Source organism: Nocardioides endophyticus (genome assembly GCF_039543845.1).
Lineage (GTDB): Bacteria > Actinomycetota > Actinomycetes > Propionibacteriales > Nocardioidaceae > Nocardioides > Nocardioides endophyticus.
Genome location: NZ_BAABKN010000026.1, coordinates 25,138 through 42,914 on the forward strand (window position 1 = coordinate 25,138; position 17,777 = coordinate 42,914).

The window sequence follows — 17,777 nt, forward strand, 5'->3', positions numbered from 1 at the left end:
CATGTCCACAACAGCCCTGGCCGGAAGCCCGGCCACCGCTCCCCGACCACCCCGAGCCGCTCGCCGCCGCACCAGCTCACGCTTCGCGTTCGTGCGCCGCTGGGTCTCCCCGATCGCCATCATCGTGATCTGGCAGCTCCTCTGCATGGGCGGCTTCATCGACCCACGCACGATGGCCGCGCCGTCCGACATCGCGCAGACCGCGGTCGGCCTCATCAAGGACGGCACCTTGGGCGCCGAGACCCTGGTCTCGCTGCAGCGGGTCGTCCTCGGTCTGGTCATCGGCGGCTTCATCGGACTCTCACTGGCCGTCGTCGCCGGTCTGAGTCGAATCGGTGACGATGCCATCGACCCGCCCATGCAGATGCTGCGGACGCTGCCCCACCTCGGCCTGATCTCGCTCTTCATCACGTGGTTCGGGCTGGGCGAGACCCCGAAGGTCACCCTGATCGCGATGGGCGCCTGCTTCCCGCTCTACCTCAACACCCTCGGCGGGATCCGCGGCATCGACCGCAAGGTGCTCGAGGCCGCACGATCCATGCACCTGACCCATCGCCAGCAGATCCGGCACGTGGTCATCCCGGGTGCCCTCCCCCAGACCCTGACGGGCCTCCGGCAGAGCCTCGGCATCGCCTGGCTGTCGCTCATCGTCGCGGAGACGATCCCGACTGACGCCGGCCTCGGCCACCTGATCAACGAGGCTCGCGAGTTCCTCCAGGTCGACGTCATCGTCGTCGGCCTCGCCGTCTACGCCGCGCTCGGACTGACCACCGACGCCATCGTCCGCCACCTCGAGAGGAAGGCCCTCGCATGGCGAGCCTGACCCCGTCCCGCGCCACGTCCGCTGCAGCGCCCTCGGGGCCCGTCGCCCGGGTGCGCAACCACGACCGATCGTTCGGCGACACCCACGTGCTCCGCTCGGTCGATCTCGACATCGAGCCGGGTGAGTTCGTGGCGCTGCTCGGGCGCAGCGGCTGCGGCAAGTCCACGCTGCTGCGCAGCCTCGCGCACCTCGACCCGCCCCCTGTGGGCGAGGTCGAGGTGTCCGGTCGCACCTCCGTGGCCTTCCAGGAGCCGCGGCTGCTGCCGTGGCGCAAGGTGCAGGAGAACGTCGCTCTCGCCCTGCTCAACAGCCCCGAGCGCAAGCAGCGGTTCGAGCTCGCCGAGCAGACGCTCACCGAGGTGGGCCTCACCGACAAGCTGGACGCCTGGCCACTCCAGCTCTCGGGCGGGCAGGCCCAACGGGTCTCCCTGGCCCGGGCCCTGGTCAGCAACCCGGCGCTGATGCTGCTCGACGAGCCCTTCAGTGCCCTCGACGCCCTGACCCGCATCGACATGCACCAGCTCGTGATCGAGCTGTGGCGCCGGCACTCCATGGCCATCCTGATCGTCACCCACGACGTCGACGAGGCCATCGCGCTCGCCGACCGGGTGCTGGTCATGGACGGCGGCCGGATCGCCCGCGAGTGGTCGATCGAGCCGCGCCGCGACGACCGAGCGCCCTCCAAGCCCGAGATCGCGCGGATCCGCGCCGAGATGCTCTCCGCTCTCGGCGTGCACCCCACCCCGGCCAACCCCAACCGCAAGGCCGTCCACAAGCAGGGAGCAGCATGACTCCGCGTTCCGACCTCCGCCGCACGAAGCTCACCGTCCTCGGTGCCGTCCTCACGTCCGTCCTGGCCTTCGCCGGCTGCGGTGGCGACGCCACCGGCAACGAGGGAGCCGTCGATGACAACGGCAAGGTCGACCTGTCGAAGGTGACGCTGATCGTCGGTGACCAGAAGGGCGGCTCGAAGGCCCTGCTGCAGGCTGCCGGTCAGCTCGACGACGTCGACTACGAGATCGAGTGGAAGGAGTTCACGTCCGGGCCGCCGCTGCTGGAGGCGCTGAACGCCGGTGCGATCCACGTCGGCGGAGTCGGCAACACGCCGCCGCTCTTCGCGGCCGCCGCCCAGAGCCCGATCAAGATCGTCCAGGGCGCGACGTACGGCGGCACCGGCGACGCGATCGTGGTCCCGTCCGGCTCCCCCATCAAGGACGTGTCCGGGCTGAATGGCAAGACCGTCGCCGTCGCCGAGGGCAGCTCTGCCAACTACAACCTGCTCGCGCAGCTGGAGGAGGCCGGCCTGAAGTACTCCGACGTCACGGTCAAGAACCTGCAGCCCGGTGACGCCCTCGCCGCGTTCGACGCCGGCCACGTGGACGCCTGGGCCATCTGGGAGCCGTTCACGTCGCAGGCCGAGCAGGAGGCCGGCGCGAAGGTGATCGCCGACGGCAGCGAGCTCGCCAACGGCTACGTCTTCCAGGTCGCGTCCGAGACCGGGCTCGAGGACCCGGCGACGAAGGAGGCGCTCCAGGACTACCTGTCTCGGATCGCCCGAGCCCAGGTGTGGTCGCAGACCCACCAGGAGGACTGGGCGAAGGTGTGGGCTCAGGAGACCGGTCTCTCCGCCGACATCACGCTCGCCGCGGTCAAGAAGCGGAAGATCCAGGTCGTGCCGATCGACCAGACGGTCATCGACTCCGAGCAGGAGATGGCCGACTCGTTCGTGGCCAACAAGCTGCTGCCGGAAGAGTTCGACGTCGCACCGTTCTTCATCGACGACTTCAACGCGTCCACCACCGGGGAGCAGTGAGATGACTGTCAAGCTGCACTGGTTCCTGCCCACCTCCGGTGACAGCCGGTCGTTGGTGGGCGCCGGCCAGGGCGTGCCGGGCGGTCTCACCGGCCTCGGAGAGACGATCGAAGGCGACTTCCGGGCGCCGAGCATCGACTACCTGGCCCAGGTCGCCCGCACCGCAGAGCAGGCGGGGTTCGAGGGCGTCCTGACCCCGACGGGCACATTCTGCGAGGACGCCTGGCTGACCACGGCCGCCCTGCTGCGTGAGACGTCACGGCTGAAGTTCCTCGTCGCGTTCCGCCCGGGCGTCATCAATCCGGTGCTCGCGGCACAGATGGCGGCGGCCTACCAGCGTCTGTCGGGCGGTCGGCTGATGCTGAACGTCGTCACCGGCGGTGAGCCGCGTGAGCAGGCGCGCTTCGGGGACACCGCATCCAAGGAGGAGCGCTACGCACGCACAGACGAGTTCCTGTCGGTGGTGCGAGGCACCTGGACCCAGGCGCCGTTCGACTTCCACGGCCGCTACTTCGACGCCGAGGGCGCCCAGATCAGCGGCGGCATCGACCCGCTGCCCCAGATCTACTTCGGCGGCTCGTCCGGCCCGGCCGGGCCCGTGGCCGCGCGGCACGCGGACGTCTACCTGACCTGGGGCGAGCCTCTGGAGCAGGTGGCCGAGAAGCTGGAGTGGATGCGCGGACTGGCCGCGGAGCAGGGCCGCACGTTGCGGTTCGGCCTGCGCATCCACACGCTCTCGCGCGACACCTCGGAGGAGGCCTGGGCGCACGCCCAGTGGCTGCTCGACGGTCTCGACCCGGCGACCGTCGCCAAGGCCCAGGAGGCTTTGCGAGAGAGCGAGTCGACCGGGCAGCGCCGGATGATCGGGCTGCGGTCGCGTACGTCGTACTCCTCGGCGCGCGAGCTAGAGATCAGCCCGAACCTGTGGACCGGCGTCGGCCTGGTCCGCGGCGGCGCCGGTACGGCGCTGGTGGGCAGCCACGAGGAGGTCGCCGACCGTCTGGAGGACTACCACCGCCTGGGCATCGACGAGTTCGTGCTGTCTGGCTACCCGCACGTCGAGGAGGCGTACCGCTTCGCGGAGGGCGTGACGCCCGTGCTCCGGCACCGCGGGCTGCTCGGTGGTTCACCCGCACACGCCCGGGTTACTGCGCTCGCCTGAGCCCCCGCGTCACCTGGCATGTGGGACGCTGGAGACGTGGACGACGCAGCGTGGGCGGCACTCACTCTCAGCCTGACGGTGGCCGGTGGCATCTGGACCTGGTTCGCCTTCCGCAACCGGGGGCTGGCCTCGGGAACGCGCGCCCTGGGCTTCACGCTGCTGCCGCTCGCGGCGTACCTCACGAAGACGCTCCAGATGTTCACCGGCATCGCCGGCGAGATCGGAGACTGGGCGAGCCACCTCGTCTTCAGCCCGGTCGTGTGGATGGGCGTCGTGCTGGCGGGTGTCTCCGTGGTGCTGATCGGCGTCTCCGGGCGGCTGCGCAGCCGTCAGGTGGGGCGGGCCGAGAAGTCCGGCAAGACGAAGCCGCTGCCAGCGCCCGGATCCGATGGCAAGGGTCGTCCCGCGTTGGCCCAAGATGACGACATGGCCGAGATCGAGGCGCTGCTGCGCAAGCGAGGCATCAGCTGATGCCCCCCTCCGTCGTGGACCGCAACCAGCTGTGGTCCCGCCTGACCGACGCGGTCGCCAAGGAGGGCGTCCCGCTGCCCACCCCCGTCTTCGTCGTCGACCTCGACGCGTTCGACGCCAACGCCGACGACCTGGTCCGGCGGGCCGACGGTCTCCCCATCCGGGTGGCCTCCAAGTCGCTGCGCGTCCCGGCCCTGATCGAGCGGGCGCTGGTGCACGAGGGGTTCCACGGGGTGCTCGCGTTCACGTTGCGTGAGGCGCTCTGGCTGCACGTCGAGGGCATCTGCGACGACATCGTCGTGGCCTACCCGACGGTCGACCGCGGCGCGCTCGCCGAGCTGGTGGCTTCCCCGTCAGCAGCGGCAGCGATCACGCTGATGGTCGACAGCACCCCGCACCTCGACGTGATCGACAGCGTCCGGGTCTCCCCCACGACGCCGGTCCGGGTCTGCGTCGACGTCGACGCCGGTCTCCGGCTCGCGGGCAAGCACGTCGGCCCCAAGCGCTCTCCGCTGCAGGACACCGCTGCCGTCATCGACCTGGCGAGGGAGATCACCGGCCGCCCGGGCTTCCGGCTCGTCGGCGCGATGACCTACGAGGGCCAGGTCGCCGGATTGCAGGACTCCCTGCCGACCGCCCGGTCCCGGTCGGCGATCGTACGCCGCCTCAAGTCGCTCTCGATGTCGCAGCTCGCCGTACGACGCCGCGAGATCGACGTCGCGCTGCGCCAGCTCACCGACCTCGAGTTCTGGAACGCCGGCGGATCCGGATCGGTGCAGGCCACCGCCGCCGACCCCGTCGTCACCGAGATCGCGGCCGGCTCCGGCCTGCTGGTGCCGACCCTCTTCGACCACTACAGGTCCTTCGAGCCGCGCCCGGCGTCGTACCTCGGGCTGCCGGTCGTACGGCGTCCCAGCCCCGGCATGGTCACCGTGCACGGCGGCGGCATCGTCGCGTCCGGCCCGGCCGGCCCCGACCGGCTGCCGACGCCCTGGGCACCCGCCGGCCTGGAGCTCACCGGTCTCGAGGGCGCCGGTGAGGTGCAGACCCCGATCATCGGACAGCCTGCCGACCTCCTGGAGATCGGCGACCTGGTGTGGTTCCGGCCTGCGAAGTCGGGCGAGCCGTTCGAGCACGCGACGACCGTGCACCTGCTGTCGGGCAGCGAGCTCGTCGACACGGTGCCGAGCTACCGGGGCTGTGGCCAGGCCTTCTGACGCGCAGGGAGTCCTCGACCTGCTCCAGGCACGACCCCCGGCGTACGGCGGAGGGCGCCTGCTCTGCATCGACGGGCCTTCGGGCTCGGGCAAGACGACGCTCGCCGCTCAGGTCGCGGAGCACGAGTCGGGTGCGCGCGTGGTCCACATGGATGACCTCTTCGAGGGGTGGGGCGGCCTTCCCACCGTCGACGCCCAGCTCGACGGACTGCTCCGCCCCATCGCCGAGGGAGGCCCGGGGCACTACCGGCGCTACGACTGGCACCTCGGGTCGTACGCCGAGACCGTGACCGTGGAGCCCGCTCCCCTGCTGGTGCTCGAGGGCGTCGGATCCGGGTCGCTCGTCGTGGCAGATCTGGTCACGGTGCTCGTCTGGGTGGAGGCGGCACGCGACGTGCGAATGCGGCGCGGGATCGAACGCGACGGCGAGGCGTTCGCGCCGTACTGGGAGGCCTGGGCGGTCGCCGAGCAGGAGCACTTCGATCGGCACGGCACGCGCGAGCGCGCCGATCTGGTCGTCTCGACCTAGCGAAGCTAGGTTCGGTCCTGACGGGTCTGCTGCTCGGCGAGCGCGCGCAGCTGGCGTACGGCGGCCTTGGCGCGGGCGCCGTCGGAGTCCTGGATGCCCATGGCGGCGACCGTGGTGCCGTCCGCCAGGTCGAGGGTGGCCCAGGGAGCCCCAGGCGGCAGGCGCACCGCGACCAGCTGCGCCCAGACGAACTCGCGCCGCCGGTAGCCGTTGACGACCACCAGACGCTCGACCTCGGCGACGACCCGCGAGCGGACCAGTGCGTACCAGAGCGTGAACGCGAACAGGCCGAGCGCGATCACGGTGCCGCGCTGGAAGCCGGTGAACTTCGCCTGGGTCTCCTCGTCGAAGCCGACCCACGCGAGCGCACACACCACGAGCAGTCCCCCACCGAGGACGGCGCCGGCCATCCGGACTCCGAAGGGTCGCCAGGTGTGCGGCAGGGTCGGCAACGCAGGAGCCGCCGGGCGGTCAGAGTCGGCAGGCATGGATATCGGTGAGCAGGATGCCGCGGGCACCGATGTCGAACAGCTCGTCCATCAGTCGCTGGGAGCCGTCACGCGGGACCATCGCCCGGACCGCGACCCAGCCCTCGCGATGAAGCGGCGCGATCGTCGGGCCCTCGATGCCGGGCGTGAGGGCGACGGCCTCGTTGACGTTGGCCGACTCGATGTCGTAGTCCATCATCACGTAGCTGCGCGCGACCAGGACGCCCTCGATGCGGCGCTTGAAGACGCCGAAGCCGGACGGCACCGAGCTGCCACGAGTGACGAGGACCGCCTCGGACTCGAGGATGGTCTCGCCGAACACCTCGAGGCCGGCCTGGCGCATCGTGCTGCCGGTCTCGACGACGTCGGCGATCACGTCGGCGACGCCGAGCTGGATGCTGGTCTCCACGGCGCCGTCGAGGCGTACGACGATCGCCTCGATGCCGCGCTCCTCGAGGAAGGACCGCACCACGCCGACGTACGACGTGGCGATGCGGGTCCCGGCGAGCTGGCTCAGGTCGGTGAAGGAGCCCTGCGGGCCGGCGAACCGGAAGCGGCTGCGACCGAACCCGAGCCCGGTGACCTCCTCGGCCTTCGCGCCGGAGTCACGGAGCAGGTCGCGGCCGGTGATACCGACGTCGAGGGTGCCCTCGCCGACGTACAGCGCGATGTCGCGCGGGCGCAGGTAGAAGAACTCGACGCCGTTCTCGGTGTCGATGAGGGTCAGCTGCTTGGAGTCCTCGCGCTGCCGGTAGCCGGCCTCACGCAGGATCTCCGTGGCCGACTGCGAGAGCGAGCCCTTGTTGGGGACCGCGATTCTCAGGAGAGACATGTCAGGGCCTTCACGGGGCTTTCAGAGGTGGGCGTAGACGTCGTCGAGCTCGATGCCGGTCGCGAGCATGAGCACCTGGGCGTGGTAGAGCAGCTGGCTGATCTCCTCGGCCGCCCGCTCCTTGCCCTCGTGCTCAGCGGCCATCCAGGACTCGGCGGCCTCCTCGACCAGCTTCTTCCCGATGAAATGGACCCCGGCGTCGAGCTCACTCACGGTGCCGGATCCCTCGGGGCGCGACCGGGCCTTCTCACTCAGCTCGGTCCAGAGCTCGTCGAACGTCTTCACGGGCAGTCAGCCTACGGCGTACGACCTGCCAGCTCCGCCAGGGTCCGTGCGGTGAGCAGCGCGGCCGCCGTGGCCTCGTAGCCCTTGTCCTCGCGCGAGTGCGGCAGGCCGGCGCGTTCGAGCGCCTGCTGGTCGTTGTCACAGGTGAGTACGCCGAAGCCGATGGCGACCGTGTGATCGAGGCCGACCCGGACGAGGCCGTCGGTGGCGGCGTTGCAGACGTAGTCGAAGTGTGGGGTGCCGCCGCGGATCACGACACCGAGCGCCACGACCGCGTCGTACCCCTGCGCGGCGAGGGCGCTCGCGACGACCGGCAGCTCGAAGGTGCCGGGCACGCGGACGACCTGGTGGTCGGCGACACGGTAGTCGGCCAGCGCGCGTTCGGCGCCGGCGAGCAGGCCGTCCATCACCTGCGTGTGCCAGCTGGCCGCGACGACGGCGACCCTGAGGTCGCTGCAGTCGATGGGCTCTTGGTCAGGGGCTCCGTGTCCGGCCATGTCAGGCTCCGTTCGCGAGGTCGGCTGCCTCGGCAGCGAGGTTGGGCATGTCGTGGCCCATCCGGTCCCGCTTCGTCAGCAGGTAGGCCAGGTTGTGGTCGTTGGGGTGCGGCGTGAGGCCGACCCGCTCGGAGACGTGGACCCCGAAGTCCTCGAGGTTGTTGACCTTGTCCGGGTTGTTGGTCATCAGGCGGACGTTGGTGACGCCGAGGTCGCGCAGCACCTGGGTGGCCGTGCCGTAGTGGCGGGCGTCGGCCGGCAGCCCGAGGTCGAGGTTGGCGTCCACGGTGTCGCGACCCCCGTCCTGGAGCTGGTAGGCCTGCAGCTTGGCGACCAGGCCGATCCCCCGGCCCTCGTGGCCGCGCAGGTAGACGACGACGCCGCGGCCCTCCGTCACGATCCGCTCGAGCGCCTCGTCGAGCTGCGGACCGCAGTCGCAGCGGCTGCTGCCGAAGACGTCGCCGGTCAGGCACTCGGAGTGCACCCGGGTCAGCACCGGCTCGGGCCCGGAGACGTCGCCGTACACGAGGGCGATGTGCTCGGAGTCGTCGACGGTGATGCGGTAGCCGTACGCCGTGAAGTCGCCGTGGCGGGTCGGCAGGCGGGTCTCGGCGACCCGCTCGACGAGGTTCTCGTGGCGGCGGCGGTAGCGGACCAGGTCGTCGATCGAGATCATCGCGAGGCCGTGCTCGTCGGCGAACGCGCGCAGCTCGGGAGCCCGCTTCATGGTGCCGTCGTCGTTGACGACCTCGACCAGGACCCCGGCCGGGGTGAGCCCGGCGAGCTTCGCCAGGTCGACGGCCGCCTCGGTGTGACCGCGGCGGACGAGCACGCCGCCCTCGCGGTAGCGCAGCGGGAAGACGTGGCCAGGCCGGGTGATCTCCCACGGCTCGGTGGCCGAGTCGGCGAGCACACGCGCGGTGTGCGAGCGGTCGGCAGCGGAGATGCCGGTGCTGACGCCGTCGCGGGCGTCGACCGAGATGGTGTACGCCGTGCGCAGCTTGTCCTTGTTGTGCGGCGTCATCAGCGGGATCTCGAGGCGGTCGAGCATGTCGGCCGGCATCGGCACGCAGATCACGCCGCTGCTGTGCCGGATCGTGAACGCCATCAGCTCCGGGGTCGCCTTGCTGGCGGCGAAGATGATGTCGCCCTCGTTCTCGCGGGTCTCGTCGTCGACGACGATCACGGCCTTGCCGGCCGCGATGTCGGCGATCGCGCGCTCGATGCTGTCCAGGCGGACCTTCTCGCTGCGCTCGCTCATGCTGGAACCTTCTCTCGGAGTTGCTGGCCGGGTGCGGCCGCGGTGGCGCGCCACCAGGTGACGAAGCCGGCGATGCAGAGCCCGCCGTAGAAGACGTAGAGGATCGCGGAGGGGTAGTAGCCGGAGTGCCACAGCAGCGGTACGCCGACGAGATCGACGGCGATCCAGGCGAGCCAGAAGTCGTTCCAGCCGCGGGCCATGGCGTACGTCGCCAGCATCGAGCCGACGAAGATCCAGGCGTCGCACCAGTAGTACCAGCGCGGGGCCGGCCAGCCGGCCCCGACGACGGAGAACACCCACTGGCAGACGAGCACACCGGCCGCGGCGGCGATCAGGTAGGCCACCCGCTCTCGAGCCGTCGCCCAGCGCGGGTCGATCGCCGGGTCGTCCCCGCCACCGTGAGCGGCCTTGGCCTGCTGCCACCGGTGCCAGCCGTAGACGCTGGTGATGATGAAGAAGACTTGGCGCCCGGCCTGCCCGAAGAGCGGCTGCTGGGCCTGCGCGTCGAAGGTCGCCGCGATGAAGACGGTGAAGAGCAGGACGTTGCCGACGATGCCCACCGGCCAGGCCCACACCCGGCGGCGGAGGCCGCCGACGGCCGAGGCGAAGCCGAACCCGTTGCCGACGATCTCGCGCCAGGTGATCGGGTGGCCGGCGATGGTCAGATGGGCATCGTAGAAGGACGCGAGTGCGCTCACGGACGGTCCCCGGCGTAGGGCAGCAGGCGCTCGACGTACTTGGCGATGATGTCGACCTCGAGGTTGACCCGGTCGCCGGGCTGCCGAGTGCCGAGCGTGGTGCGGGCGAGGGTCTCGGGGATCAGGCTGACCGTGAACCGGTCGTCACCGGCCTCGACCACGGTGAGACTCACGCCGTCGACGGTGATCGAGCCCTTGTCGACGAGGTAGCGGGAGAGCGGCTCGGGCAGTGAGATCTCGACGACCTCCCAGTGCTCGCTGGGGGTCCGGCTCACCACCGTGCCGACGCCGTCGACGTGGCCCTGCACGATGTGGCCGCCGAGGCGCTTGTCGGCGGTGACCGCGCGCTCCAGGTTGACCGGGTCGCCGGGGCGTACGCCGTACAGGCTGGTCTTGTCGAGGGTCTCCTGCATGACGTCGGCGGTCCAGGTGCCGGCGTCGTACGACGTGATCGTGAGACAGCAGCCGTTGACGGAGATGGAGTCGCCGAGCCCGGCGTCCTCCAGGACGGTGGTGGCGTGGATGCTGAGGCGGATCGCGTCGCCCTGGTCCTCGATGGCGGCGACGGTGCCGAGCTCCTCGACGATTCCGGTGAACATGTCAGATCCTCTCTGGTGCCAGCGTGAGCCGGACGTTGTGCTCGGGATCGTCCTCGAGCACGGTGATGTCCGTGACCCGGGGACGGAACGCGTCGGTGATCGTGGTGATTCCGAGGTCGGCGACGGCGGAGCGACCCGCGCCGAGGAGCATCGGGGCGACGTAGACGACGATCTCGTCGACCAGGCCCGCCTGCAGGAAGGCTGCGGCCAGGGTGGGGCCACCTTCGAGGAAGACGTGCTGGTGGTCGCGGGCGTAGAGCTCGGCCAGCGCCTCCCTCGGGTCGCGGGTGCGCAGGTGGACCGACTCCGCGTCGCCGTTGAAGATCCGGCGACCCGGATCCAGGTCGCGCTCGCCCATCACCGCGCGCAACGGCTGGACGGCGAGGGGCCGGTCCTGGCCGTCGCGGACGGTGAGCAGCGGGTCGTCGACGGCGACGGTGTTGGTGCCGACCAGCATCACGTCGCAGAGCGCGCGCAGCCGGTGGGTGTCGAGGCGGGACGCCTTGCTGGACACCCAGCGGCTGGTGCCGTCGGCGGCGGCGCTGCGGCCGTCGAGGGTGGTCGCGAACTTCCAGGTCACGAACGGGCGGCCATGGTCGACCGCGAACGTCCAGACCCGGTTGAGCTCGCGCGCCTGGTCGGCCAGCAGTCCGCTCTCGACCTCGATCCCGGCCGCCCTCAGGGTGTCCGCTCCACCAGCAGCTGCCGGGTTGGGGTCGGCCTGGGCGAAGACCACGCGTCGTACGCCGGCCGACACCAGCGCCTGCGCGCAGGGGCCAGTGCGTCCGGTGTGGTTGCAGGGCTCGAGGGTGACGACGGCGGTGGTGCCGGCCGCCCGGTCGCCGGCCCGTGCCAGCGCGTCGGCCTCGGCGTGCGCGGTGCCCGCGCCCCGGTGGTAGCCCTCGGCGACGGTGGTGCCGTCGGCGCCCAGCAGGACACAGCCGACCCGGGGGTTCGGGCCGAGCGGGACGCCGGGGGTCGCCGCCAGCGCGAGGGCGCGCCGCATGGCTGCCTGCTCGGCAGCGGTGCTGGTCATTGCGGGCCCCTCATGTCCGATCACGGACTCCGGGGCTGGACGGGTCGCACACGTACGCCGTACGTGAGGACACCTGCGTGCGCTTCCCATCCGGACTTTGACCGTCGGTCCAGGAATCTCACCTGGTCAACCGGTCGCTGGCTGCGACCGGGTCGCGGACTTCTGGACTCTCGTCCAGTCACCGCCGGCTCGGAATTACACCGACCCCAGAGCACGCGAGTTGAAAACTCGTCGTGGCGAGTCTGCCACAGGGCAGCCTGTTCGGCTCCGTGGGACGAGTCACATCGTGGACCGGCTGGCCTCGGGACCGCCGGTTGGTCGCCAACCGGTGCACACGGCGGGACCCGGCAACCCATCAAAGCCGTGGGTCGACCGGCTCCGACTCGAGCGCGAGCACCGCGAAGACCGCCTGGTGCACCCGCCACAGCGGCTCGCGGTCGACGAACAGGCTCAGCGACTCCAAGCCGAGCCCGTGCTCGCGCAGCGCCAGGCTGCCCTTCTTGCCGGTGTTGCGGCCGCGGAGCAGGTCGAGCGAGTCGAGGTAGTCCGGACCGTAGACGAGGCGGAGGTACTCACGACCGCGCACCTTGAGCCCGGGCTGCACGCCGCCGCCGACCAGGTGGGCCGGCTTCACGACCATGCCCTCGCCCCCGGACCCGGTGAGCTCGAGCCACCACTCCGTCGCCGCGGCGCGCTCCGCCACCGACGAGAGGTCGACGAAGCGGTGCCGGGTGGGCGTCACCAGGTCGCCCCCGACCTTCGCGAGCTGCTCGAGGTGCCACGGGTGCGGCTCGGTGACCGCGAGCGTGCGTCCTTCGGCGGCCAGCACCTGGAACGGCGCCAGCGTGATGCCGTCAAGCCCGTCGGTCGGGAGGCAGTACGCCGCGTAGACGTCACGGAACGCCTCCGCCGACGTCGTACGGCGTGAGGTGCGGGCCGCGAGGTCCCCGACGTCGAGGCCGCGCGCTGCCGCGGAGTCGAGCACGGCCGCGACCGCCGGAAGGGCGTGGTGGGCGGCGGTACCGACCGCGGCGTACTGCTCGCGTACGAGCCCCATGGCCTTGGCCGACCACGGCAGCAGCTCGGCGTCGAGGACCAGCCAGTCGGTGTCGAGCGAGGCGAAGAGCGGCACGCACGCGGCCCGCAGCCGGTCGACGAGCGTCGCGGTGAGGTCAGGGTCGAAGAACGGCCGACCGGTCCGGGTGTGGACCGTGCCCGACGTGCCGTCGGTGACGCCGAACCTGGCCGCCGCCGCGTCGGCGTCGCGGGCCAGCACGACGATGGCGCGCGAGCCCATGTGCTTCTCCTCGCAGACCACCCGGGTGACGCCCGCCTTGGCGTACGCGTCGAAGGCGCGCTCGGGATGCTCCAGGAAGCCCGCCACCTGCGCCGCCGGGGCGGGGCCCATCGTCGCCGGCAGGTGGACCAGCCACCGCGGGTCGACGGCAAAGCGACTCATCACCTCGAGGGCCGCGGCGGAGTTCTCCTCGGCGATCTTGACCTTGCCGGCGTGGGTGGTGCTGAGCCAGGTCGGACCGCCGACGGTCAGCACGTCCTCCAGGCGGAGAGTCTCGGGCTCGCGCCCGACCGTCGCAGGGGCGAGCGGGCGGACCGGCTCGAACCACTGCTGCTCGGCCGAGACGGACACGATCTCCTTGGTCGGGTAGCGGAGAGCGGTCAGCGCGCCGCCGAAGACGGCTCCGGTGTCGAGGCAGATCGTGTTGTTGACCCACTCGGTCTCGGGCACCGGCGTGTGGCCGTAGACGACCATCGCGCTGCCGCGGTAGTCCCTCGCCCACGGGTAGCGCACCGGCAGTCCGAACTCGTCCGTCTCACCCGTGGTGTCGCCGTACAGCGCGAACGAGCGGACCCGGCCCGAGGAGCGGCCGTGGTAGGCCTCCTTGAGCCCGGCGTGGGCAACCACGAGCCGCCCCTCGTCGAGCACGTAATGGCTGATCAGCCCGCCCATGAACACGAGCGCGGCGTCGCGGAAGTCCTCGGGCTCGGCAGCGAGCTGGTCGAGGGACTCGGCCAGGCCGTGAGAGGTGGTGACTTTGGCGCCCTTGAGCGCGCGGACCAGCTTGGCCTCGTGGTTGCCGCTGACACACAAGGCGGTGCCGGCGGCGACCATGCCCATCACCAGCCGCAGCACCCCGGGAGTGTCGGGGCCGCGGTCGACGAGGTCGCCGACGAAGACGGCCGTCCGCCCCTCGGGGTGGGTGGCACCGACCGCCTTGCCCCGGTCGTCGAGGTCGAGGGTCCAGCCGAGGTCGGTCAGCAGGGTGCGCAGCTCGGAGGCACAGCCGTGGACGTCGCCGACGATGTCGAACGGGCCGGCGAGGTCGCGTCGGTCGTTCCAGGACCGCTCGGTCGCGAGCGTGGCTTCGGCGATCTCGTCCTCGCCGCGGAGCACGTGGACGCGACGCATCCGCCTGCCCATCTTGGACAGTCCCTTCTGGAGATCGCGGTGCTGGCGGGCGACGACGTGCGCGCCGAAGTCGCGGTCGGGCCGCTGCCGGTTGCGCTCCTGGGCGACGGCCTCCGGTACGTCGAGGACGATCGCGTCGACCAGGACGTCGTGCTCCTTGGCCAGCTCGATCAGGCTGGTGCGCGCGTGCTGCTGGACGTTGGTGGCGTCGACGACGGTCAGCAGGCCGCGACGCAGTCGGGTGTCGACGATGTAGTGCAGGACGTCGAAGGCGTCGCGGGTGGCGTCCTGGTCGTTCTCGTCGTCGGCGACCAGGCCGCGGCAGAAGTCGCTGGAAATGACCTGCGTCGGCAGGAAGTGGCGGGCGGCGAACGTCGACTTGCCGCTCCCGGAGACGCCGACGAGCAGCACCAGGCCGCGCTCGGGCACTCGGATCTCAGCCACGGCGGAACACCCCCAGCTGGGTCGGGGCGCCGAGCTCGGGGTCGGCGTCGCCGATGCCGCGCAGCTCGACCGTGTAGCCGTGGCGGTCGGCGACGCCGTCGGCCCAGGCGGAGAACTCCGCGCGCGACCACTCGAAGCGGTGGTCCGGGTGGCGCATCCCGACCAGCTGCCCGTAGCGCGGGTTGTAGTCGGCGTTCGGTGTCGTCACCAGCACCGCGCCCGGTCGGGCGCTGCCGAAGACGACGTGCTCGAGAGCGCCCAGGCGCGACGGGTCGATGTGCTCGACCACCTCCATCAGCACGGCGGCGTCGTACCCCTCGAGGCGCGGGTCCTCGTAGGTCAGCGAGCCCTGGAAGAGCTCGAGCCGGTCGGCCTGGCGCTCCCCCATGTCGTCGACGCGCAGCGATCGGGCTGCCTGGCGCAGGGCGTGGCTGGAGACCTCCATGCCGGCGACCTTCGCGTACGACGAGTCCTGGAGCAGCGCCGAGACGAGCTGGCCCTGTCCGCAGCCGAGGTCGATCACCGTGCCTGCCTTGAGCTCGCTCAGCGTCGCGATGACGGCGTCCCGGCGGCGAACGTTGAGCGGCGCGGGCCGCTCCTCGAGCTCCTCTGCCGGCTGGTCGTCGACCTCGGCGAGGCGGGCCAAGGCGACGCGGGTCAGGCCGGTGCGCGCCAGGTAGCGGCGGGTGATGAGCTCGCGCTCCGGGTGCGTGGCCAGCCAGTCACCGCCGGAACGCAGCAGCTTGTCCACCTCGTCGGCGGCCTGCCAGTAGTGCTTGGACTCGTCGAGCACCGGCAACAGCACATAGAGCTGGTTGAGCGCGTCGGAGAGCCGAGCCGCGCCGGTCAGACGGAGCCGGACGTAGCGCGACTCGCCCCAGTCGGGGAAGCGCTCGTCGAGCGGCAGCGGGTCTGCCTCGACTGTCCAGCCGAGGGGCTCGAAGAGCCGGTGCGCGACGTCCGCTCCCCCGCGGCACGGCAGCACCGGGAGCTCGAGCTCGAGCGGGATCGCGGTGTCGGCCAGGTCTTGACGGGAGTTACAGCGTCCGCTGCGGGCGGTGGCGAACACGTCGCCGAGCGCGACGGCCAGCAGCGAGGACGCGGCGTACGACCGGTCGTTGACGTACTGCGCGAGGCTGAAGTCGGGGGCGTTGCGCGGTCGCGACCGGGCCAGCCGGACCGGGTCGACGTCGAGCACGAGCGCGGCGGTGGTCCGCTCGTCGGTCGCCTCGGGGAACAGCACGGTCGCGGAGCCGAAGGACTGCTGGAACTCCTGGACCCGGTCGGGGTGCTTGTGCAGCAGGTATCCGAGGTCGCGTGCGTGCGCGATCGTCGTCGAGATGGTCAGGAGCACCGGCACAGTCTGCCCGCCGACAGGACGGGCGTCGCGCGGATTAGCCGCGAACGGCGTCGGCCTTCGCGCGTAGCTCCCCGATCATCCGGTCGGGGTCGCCGGCGGAGTAGACGGCCGACCCGGCCACGAAGACATCGGCGCCGGCCTCGGCGCAGCGCTCGATCGTCTCCAGGCTGACGCCGCCGTCGACCTGGAGCCAGGTCTCGACGCCGTGCTTGTCCATCAGCTCACGGGCGCGGCGGATCTTGGGCAGGCACAGGTCGAGGAACTTCTGGCCGCCGAAGCCCGGCTCGACCGTCATGATCAGCACCATGTCGAGCTCGGCGAGGAGGTCCTCGTAGGGGTCGATCGGCGTCGCCGGCTTCAGCGCCATGCTGGCGCGGGCACCGTGGGCGCGGATCTCGCGGGCGAGGCGCACCGGCGCCTTGGTGGCCTCGACGTGGAACGTCACCGAGCCGCAACCGGCCTCGACGTACGCCAGCGCCTCGCGGTCGGCGTCCTCGATCATCAGGTGCGCGTCGAGCGGTACGTCGGTCGACCGGGCGAGCGCCTCGACCATGGTCGGGCCGAAGGTCAGGTTCGGCACGAAGTGGTTGTCCATCACGTCGACGTGCACCCAGTCGGCACTGCCGATCCGGGCGACCTCCTCGCCCAGCCGGGCGAAGTCGGCGTTGAGGATGCTCGGCGTGATCTGGATGTGGCCCACGGGGCGTGAGTCTAGTGACGGGCTAGCGTGACGCCATGGCGACCTTCGAGGAGGACCTCGCCAGGGTGAGCGACCGCCCCTCTCAGGACGTCATACGGATGGTGTGTCCGCTTGCTCTGACCGTATGACGTCCTGAGGCGCCGTTACTCGTCCGGGTCGGCCGGGGGCTCGGCGCCCGCGGCATCGTCACGCTCCGCCCATTCCAGCAACGGCGCGATGTCGAAGACGTGGTCGTCGATGTCGGCGTGCAGGTCGCCGAGCTCAGCGAACCGGTCGGGCACCGTGAAGATCGTGAAGTCGTGGGGATCCGCGTCATCGACCTCGTCCCAGCGGATCGGGGTCGAGACCCGGGCGTCGGGCAGCCCGCGGACCGAGTACGCCGCGGCGATGGTGTGGTCGCGGGCGTTCTGGTTGTAGTCCACGAAGAGGTGGTGGGGGTCGCGGTCCTTCTTCCACCAAGTGGTCGTGACGTCGTCGGGCGCCCGGCGCTCGACCTCGCGGGCGAAGGCGAGCGCGGCCCGGCGTACCTGCTTGAAACCGTGCTCAGGGCGGATCCGCACGTAGATGTGCATCCCCTTGCTCCCGCTGGTCTTGGGGAAGCCGACGGCACCGAGCTCGTCGAGCACCTCGTGGGCCACGTGGGCCACCCGGCGTACCTGCGCGTAGTCGCTCAGCGGGCCCGGGTCGAGGTCGATGCGCCACTCGTCGGGCACCTCGGTGTCCTCGCGGCGGCTGTTCCAGGGGTGGAACTCCACCGTCGACATCTGTACTGCCCAGATCACCGCTGCGAGCTCGGTGACGCAGAGCTCGTCGGCCGTGCGGTTCCAGCGCGGGAAGTGCAGCTGGACCGTCTCGAGCCAGGCCGGCGCCCCCTGAGGGACCCGCTTCTGGTGCACCTTGTCGCCGGCCAGGCCCTTGGGGAACCGGTGCAGCATGCACGGGCGCTCGAAGAGGGCGTTGACGATGCCGGGGCCGACCGCGAGGTAGTACTCGACCAGGTCGAGCTTGGTCGCACCGCTCTCCGGGAAGTAGACCCGGTCCGGGTTGCTGACCCGCACCACCCGGTTGTCGACCTCGATCTCGACCGACGGCGACTTCGCGGGCATGGACCCAATGTAGGGGGTACGTCGTCGT

At 71.1% G+C, this 17,777-nt stretch carries 19 protein-coding genes and 1 riboswitch; of the genes, 7 read left to right on the forward strand and 12 right to left on the reverse strand.

Annotated features, from left to right (window positions below):
- The first annotated feature begins 1 nt into the window (after window position 1).
- Genes ABEA33_RS19960 through ABEA33_RS19990 form a run of 7 tightly spaced genes read left to right on the forward strand, consistent with a single transcriptional unit; the run spans window position 2 to window position 6,015 of the window.
- Complete coding sequence (locus ABEA33_RS19960; RefSeq protein WP_345528710.1) at window positions 2-823, forward strand: ABC transporter permease; 822 nt, start codon at window positions 2-4, stop codon at window positions 821-823.
- Window positions 811-1,614: an ABC transporter ATP-binding protein gene (locus ABEA33_RS19965; protein WP_345528711.1), complete on the forward strand. Its 804-nt coding sequence runs from the start codon at window positions 811-813 to the stop codon at window positions 1,612-1,614. Before ABEA33_RS19960 ends, ABEA33_RS19965 begins: the two co-directional genes overlap by 13 nt.
- Window positions 1,611-2,636, forward strand: coding sequence for an ABC transporter substrate-binding protein (locus ABEA33_RS19970; protein ID WP_345528712.1), 1,026 nt, complete (start codon window positions 1,611-1,613; stop codon window positions 2,634-2,636). The genes ABEA33_RS19965 and ABEA33_RS19970 overlap by 4 nt, the downstream gene beginning before the upstream one ends.
- 1 nt (window position 2,637) lies before the next feature.
- Entirely contained in the window at window positions 2,638-3,798 is a 1,161-nt protein-coding gene (locus ABEA33_RS19975; protein WP_345528713.1) for an LLM class flavin-dependent oxidoreductase, read from the forward strand.
- Between the two features lie 36 nt (window positions 3,799-3,834).
- The gene (locus ABEA33_RS19980) at window positions 3,835-4,269 is read left to right on the forward strand and encodes a hypothetical protein (RefSeq protein WP_345528714.1); all 435 of its coding nucleotides are present in this window, start codon (window positions 3,835-3,837) and stop codon (window positions 4,267-4,269) included.
- Window positions 4,269-5,486 carry an amino acid deaminase/aldolase gene (locus tag ABEA33_RS19985; protein WP_345528715.1) on the forward strand — a complete coding sequence of 406 codons (1,218 nt, stop codon included), beginning with the start codon at window positions 4,269-4,271 and terminating at the stop codon, window positions 5,484-5,486. Before ABEA33_RS19980 ends, ABEA33_RS19985 begins: the two co-directional genes overlap by 1 nt.
- Window positions 5,470-6,015, forward strand: a complete 546-nt coding sequence (locus ABEA33_RS19990) for a uridine kinase family protein (RefSeq protein ID WP_345528716.1) — start codon at window positions 5,470-5,472, stop codon at window positions 6,013-6,015. The genes ABEA33_RS19985 and ABEA33_RS19990 overlap by 17 nt, the downstream gene beginning before the upstream one ends.
- Window positions 6,016-6,020: 5 nt before the next feature.
- Here the strand turns inward: ABEA33_RS19990 and ABEA33_RS19995 are convergent, their stop codons facing one another.
- The 12 genes from ABEA33_RS19995 to ligD form a co-directional block, all read right to left on the reverse strand.
- Window positions 6,021-6,503 (reverse strand): PH domain-containing protein, encoded by a 483-nt coding sequence (locus ABEA33_RS19995; RefSeq protein ID WP_345528717.1) that lies wholly within the window; start codon window positions 6,501-6,503, stop codon window positions 6,021-6,023.
- Complete coding sequence (gene hisG, locus ABEA33_RS20000) at window positions 6,487-7,335, reverse strand: ATP phosphoribosyltransferase (RefSeq protein WP_345528719.1); 849 nt, start codon at window positions 7,333-7,335, stop codon at window positions 6,487-6,489. Before hisG ends, ABEA33_RS19995 begins: the two co-directional genes overlap by 17 nt.
- A gap of 21 nt (window positions 7,336-7,356) precedes the next feature.
- Window positions 7,357-7,620 carry a phosphoribosyl-ATP diphosphatase gene (locus tag ABEA33_RS20005; RefSeq protein WP_345528721.1) on the reverse strand — a complete coding sequence of 88 codons (264 nt, stop codon included), beginning with the start codon at window positions 7,618-7,620 and terminating at the stop codon, window positions 7,357-7,359.
- 11 nt (window positions 7,621-7,631) lie between these two features.
- On the reverse strand, window positions 7,632-8,117 hold the full coding sequence (ribH, locus tag ABEA33_RS20010) for a 6,7-dimethyl-8-ribityllumazine synthase (protein WP_345528723.1): 486 nt from the start codon (window positions 8,115-8,117) through the stop codon (window positions 7,632-7,634).
- Between the two features lies 1 nt (window position 8,118).
- Entirely contained in the window at window positions 8,119-9,378 is a 1,260-nt protein-coding gene (locus ABEA33_RS20015) for a bifunctional 3,4-dihydroxy-2-butanone-4-phosphate synthase/GTP cyclohydrolase II (protein WP_345528724.1), read from the reverse strand.
- Window positions 9,375-10,076 (reverse strand): nicotinamide mononucleotide transporter family protein, encoded by a 702-nt coding sequence (locus ABEA33_RS20020; RefSeq protein WP_345528725.1) that lies wholly within the window; start codon window positions 10,074-10,076, stop codon window positions 9,375-9,377. Before ABEA33_RS20020 ends, ABEA33_RS20015 begins: the two co-directional genes overlap by 4 nt.
- Window positions 10,073-10,675 carry a riboflavin synthase gene (locus ABEA33_RS20025; protein ID WP_345528726.1) on the reverse strand — a complete coding sequence of 201 codons (603 nt, stop codon included), beginning with the start codon at window positions 10,673-10,675 and terminating at the stop codon, window positions 10,073-10,075. Before ABEA33_RS20025 ends, ABEA33_RS20020 begins: the two co-directional genes overlap by 4 nt.
- Before the next feature lies 1 nt (window position 10,676).
- Window positions 10,677-11,711, reverse strand: coding sequence for a bifunctional diaminohydroxyphosphoribosylaminopyrimidine deaminase/5-amino-6-(5-phosphoribosylamino)uracil reductase RibD (ribD, locus tag ABEA33_RS20030; protein ID WP_345528727.1), 1,035 nt, complete (start codon window positions 11,709-11,711; stop codon window positions 10,677-10,679).
- A gap of 73 nt (window positions 11,712-11,784) precedes the next feature.
- A riboswitch (FMN riboswitch) is annotated at window positions 11,785-11,930 on the reverse strand.
- Window positions 11,931-12,066: 136 nt separating this feature from the next.
- The gene (locus tag ABEA33_RS20035; protein ID WP_345528728.1) at window positions 12,067-14,583 is read right to left on the reverse strand and encodes a polynucleotide kinase-phosphatase; all 2,517 of its coding nucleotides are present in this window, start codon (window positions 14,581-14,583) and stop codon (window positions 12,067-12,069) included.
- The gene (locus ABEA33_RS20040) at window positions 14,576-15,937 is read right to left on the reverse strand and encodes a 3' terminal RNA ribose 2'-O-methyltransferase Hen1 (RefSeq protein WP_345528729.1); all 1,362 of its coding nucleotides are present in this window, start codon (window positions 15,935-15,937) and stop codon (window positions 14,576-14,578) included. The genes ABEA33_RS20035 and ABEA33_RS20040 overlap by 8 nt, the downstream gene beginning before the upstream one ends.
- A gap of 40 nt (window positions 15,938-15,977) precedes the next feature.
- Window positions 15,978-16,643: a ribulose-phosphate 3-epimerase gene (gene rpe / locus ABEA33_RS20045; protein WP_345528730.1), complete on the reverse strand. Its 666-nt coding sequence runs from the start codon at window positions 16,641-16,643 to the stop codon at window positions 15,978-15,980.
- Window positions 16,644-16,786: 143 nt separating this feature from the next.
- A complete protein-coding gene (gene ligD / locus ABEA33_RS20050; protein ID WP_345528731.1) occupies window positions 16,787-17,749 on the reverse strand; it encodes a non-homologous end-joining DNA ligase in 963 nt (320 codons plus the stop codon).
- Window positions 17,750-17,777: the final 28 nt, after the last annotated feature.

Coding starts and splice junctions, on each gene's coding strand:
- ribD (WP_345528727.1), bottom strand. CDS start 11,711: ATGACCAGCACCGCTGCCGAGCAGGCAGCCATGCGGCGCGCCCTCGCG.
- ABEA33_RS19985 (WP_345528715.1), top strand. CDS start 4,269: ATGCCCCCCTCCGTCGTGGACCGCAACCAGCTGTGGTCCCGCCTGACC.
- hisG (WP_345528719.1), bottom strand. CDS start 7,335: ATGTCTCTCCTGAGAATCGCGGTCCCCAACAAGGGCTCGCTCTCGCAG.
- ligD (WP_345528731.1), bottom strand. CDS start 17,749: ATGCCCGCGAAGTCGCCGTCGGTCGAGATCGAGGTCGACAACCGGGTG.
- ABEA33_RS19970 (WP_345528712.1), top strand. CDS start 1,611: ATGACTCCGCGTTCCGACCTCCGCCGCACGAAGCTCACCGTCCTCGGT.
- ribH (WP_345528723.1), bottom strand. CDS start 8,117: ATGGCCGGACACGGAGCCCCTGACCAAGAGCCCATCGACTGCAGCGAC.
- ABEA33_RS19975 (WP_345528713.1), top strand. CDS start 2,638: ATGACTGTCAAGCTGCACTGGTTCCTGCCCACCTCCGGTGACAGCCGG.
- ABEA33_RS20015 (WP_345528724.1), bottom strand. CDS start 9,378: ATGAGCGAGCGCAGCGAGAAGGTCCGCCTGGACAGCATCGAGCGCGCG.
- ABEA33_RS19965 (WP_345528711.1), top strand. CDS start 811: ATGGCGAGCCTGACCCCGTCCCGCGCCACGTCCGCTGCAGCGCCCTCG.
- ABEA33_RS19995 (WP_345528717.1), bottom strand. CDS start 6,503: ATGCCTGCCGACTCTGACCGCCCGGCGGCTCCTGCGTTGCCGACCCTG.
- ABEA33_RS19960 (WP_345528710.1), top strand. CDS start 2: ATGTCCACAACAGCCCTGGCCGGAAGCCCGGCCACCGCTCCCCGACCA.
- ABEA33_RS20025 (WP_345528726.1), bottom strand. CDS start 10,675: ATGTTCACCGGAATCGTCGAGGAGCTCGGCACCGTCGCCGCCATCGAG.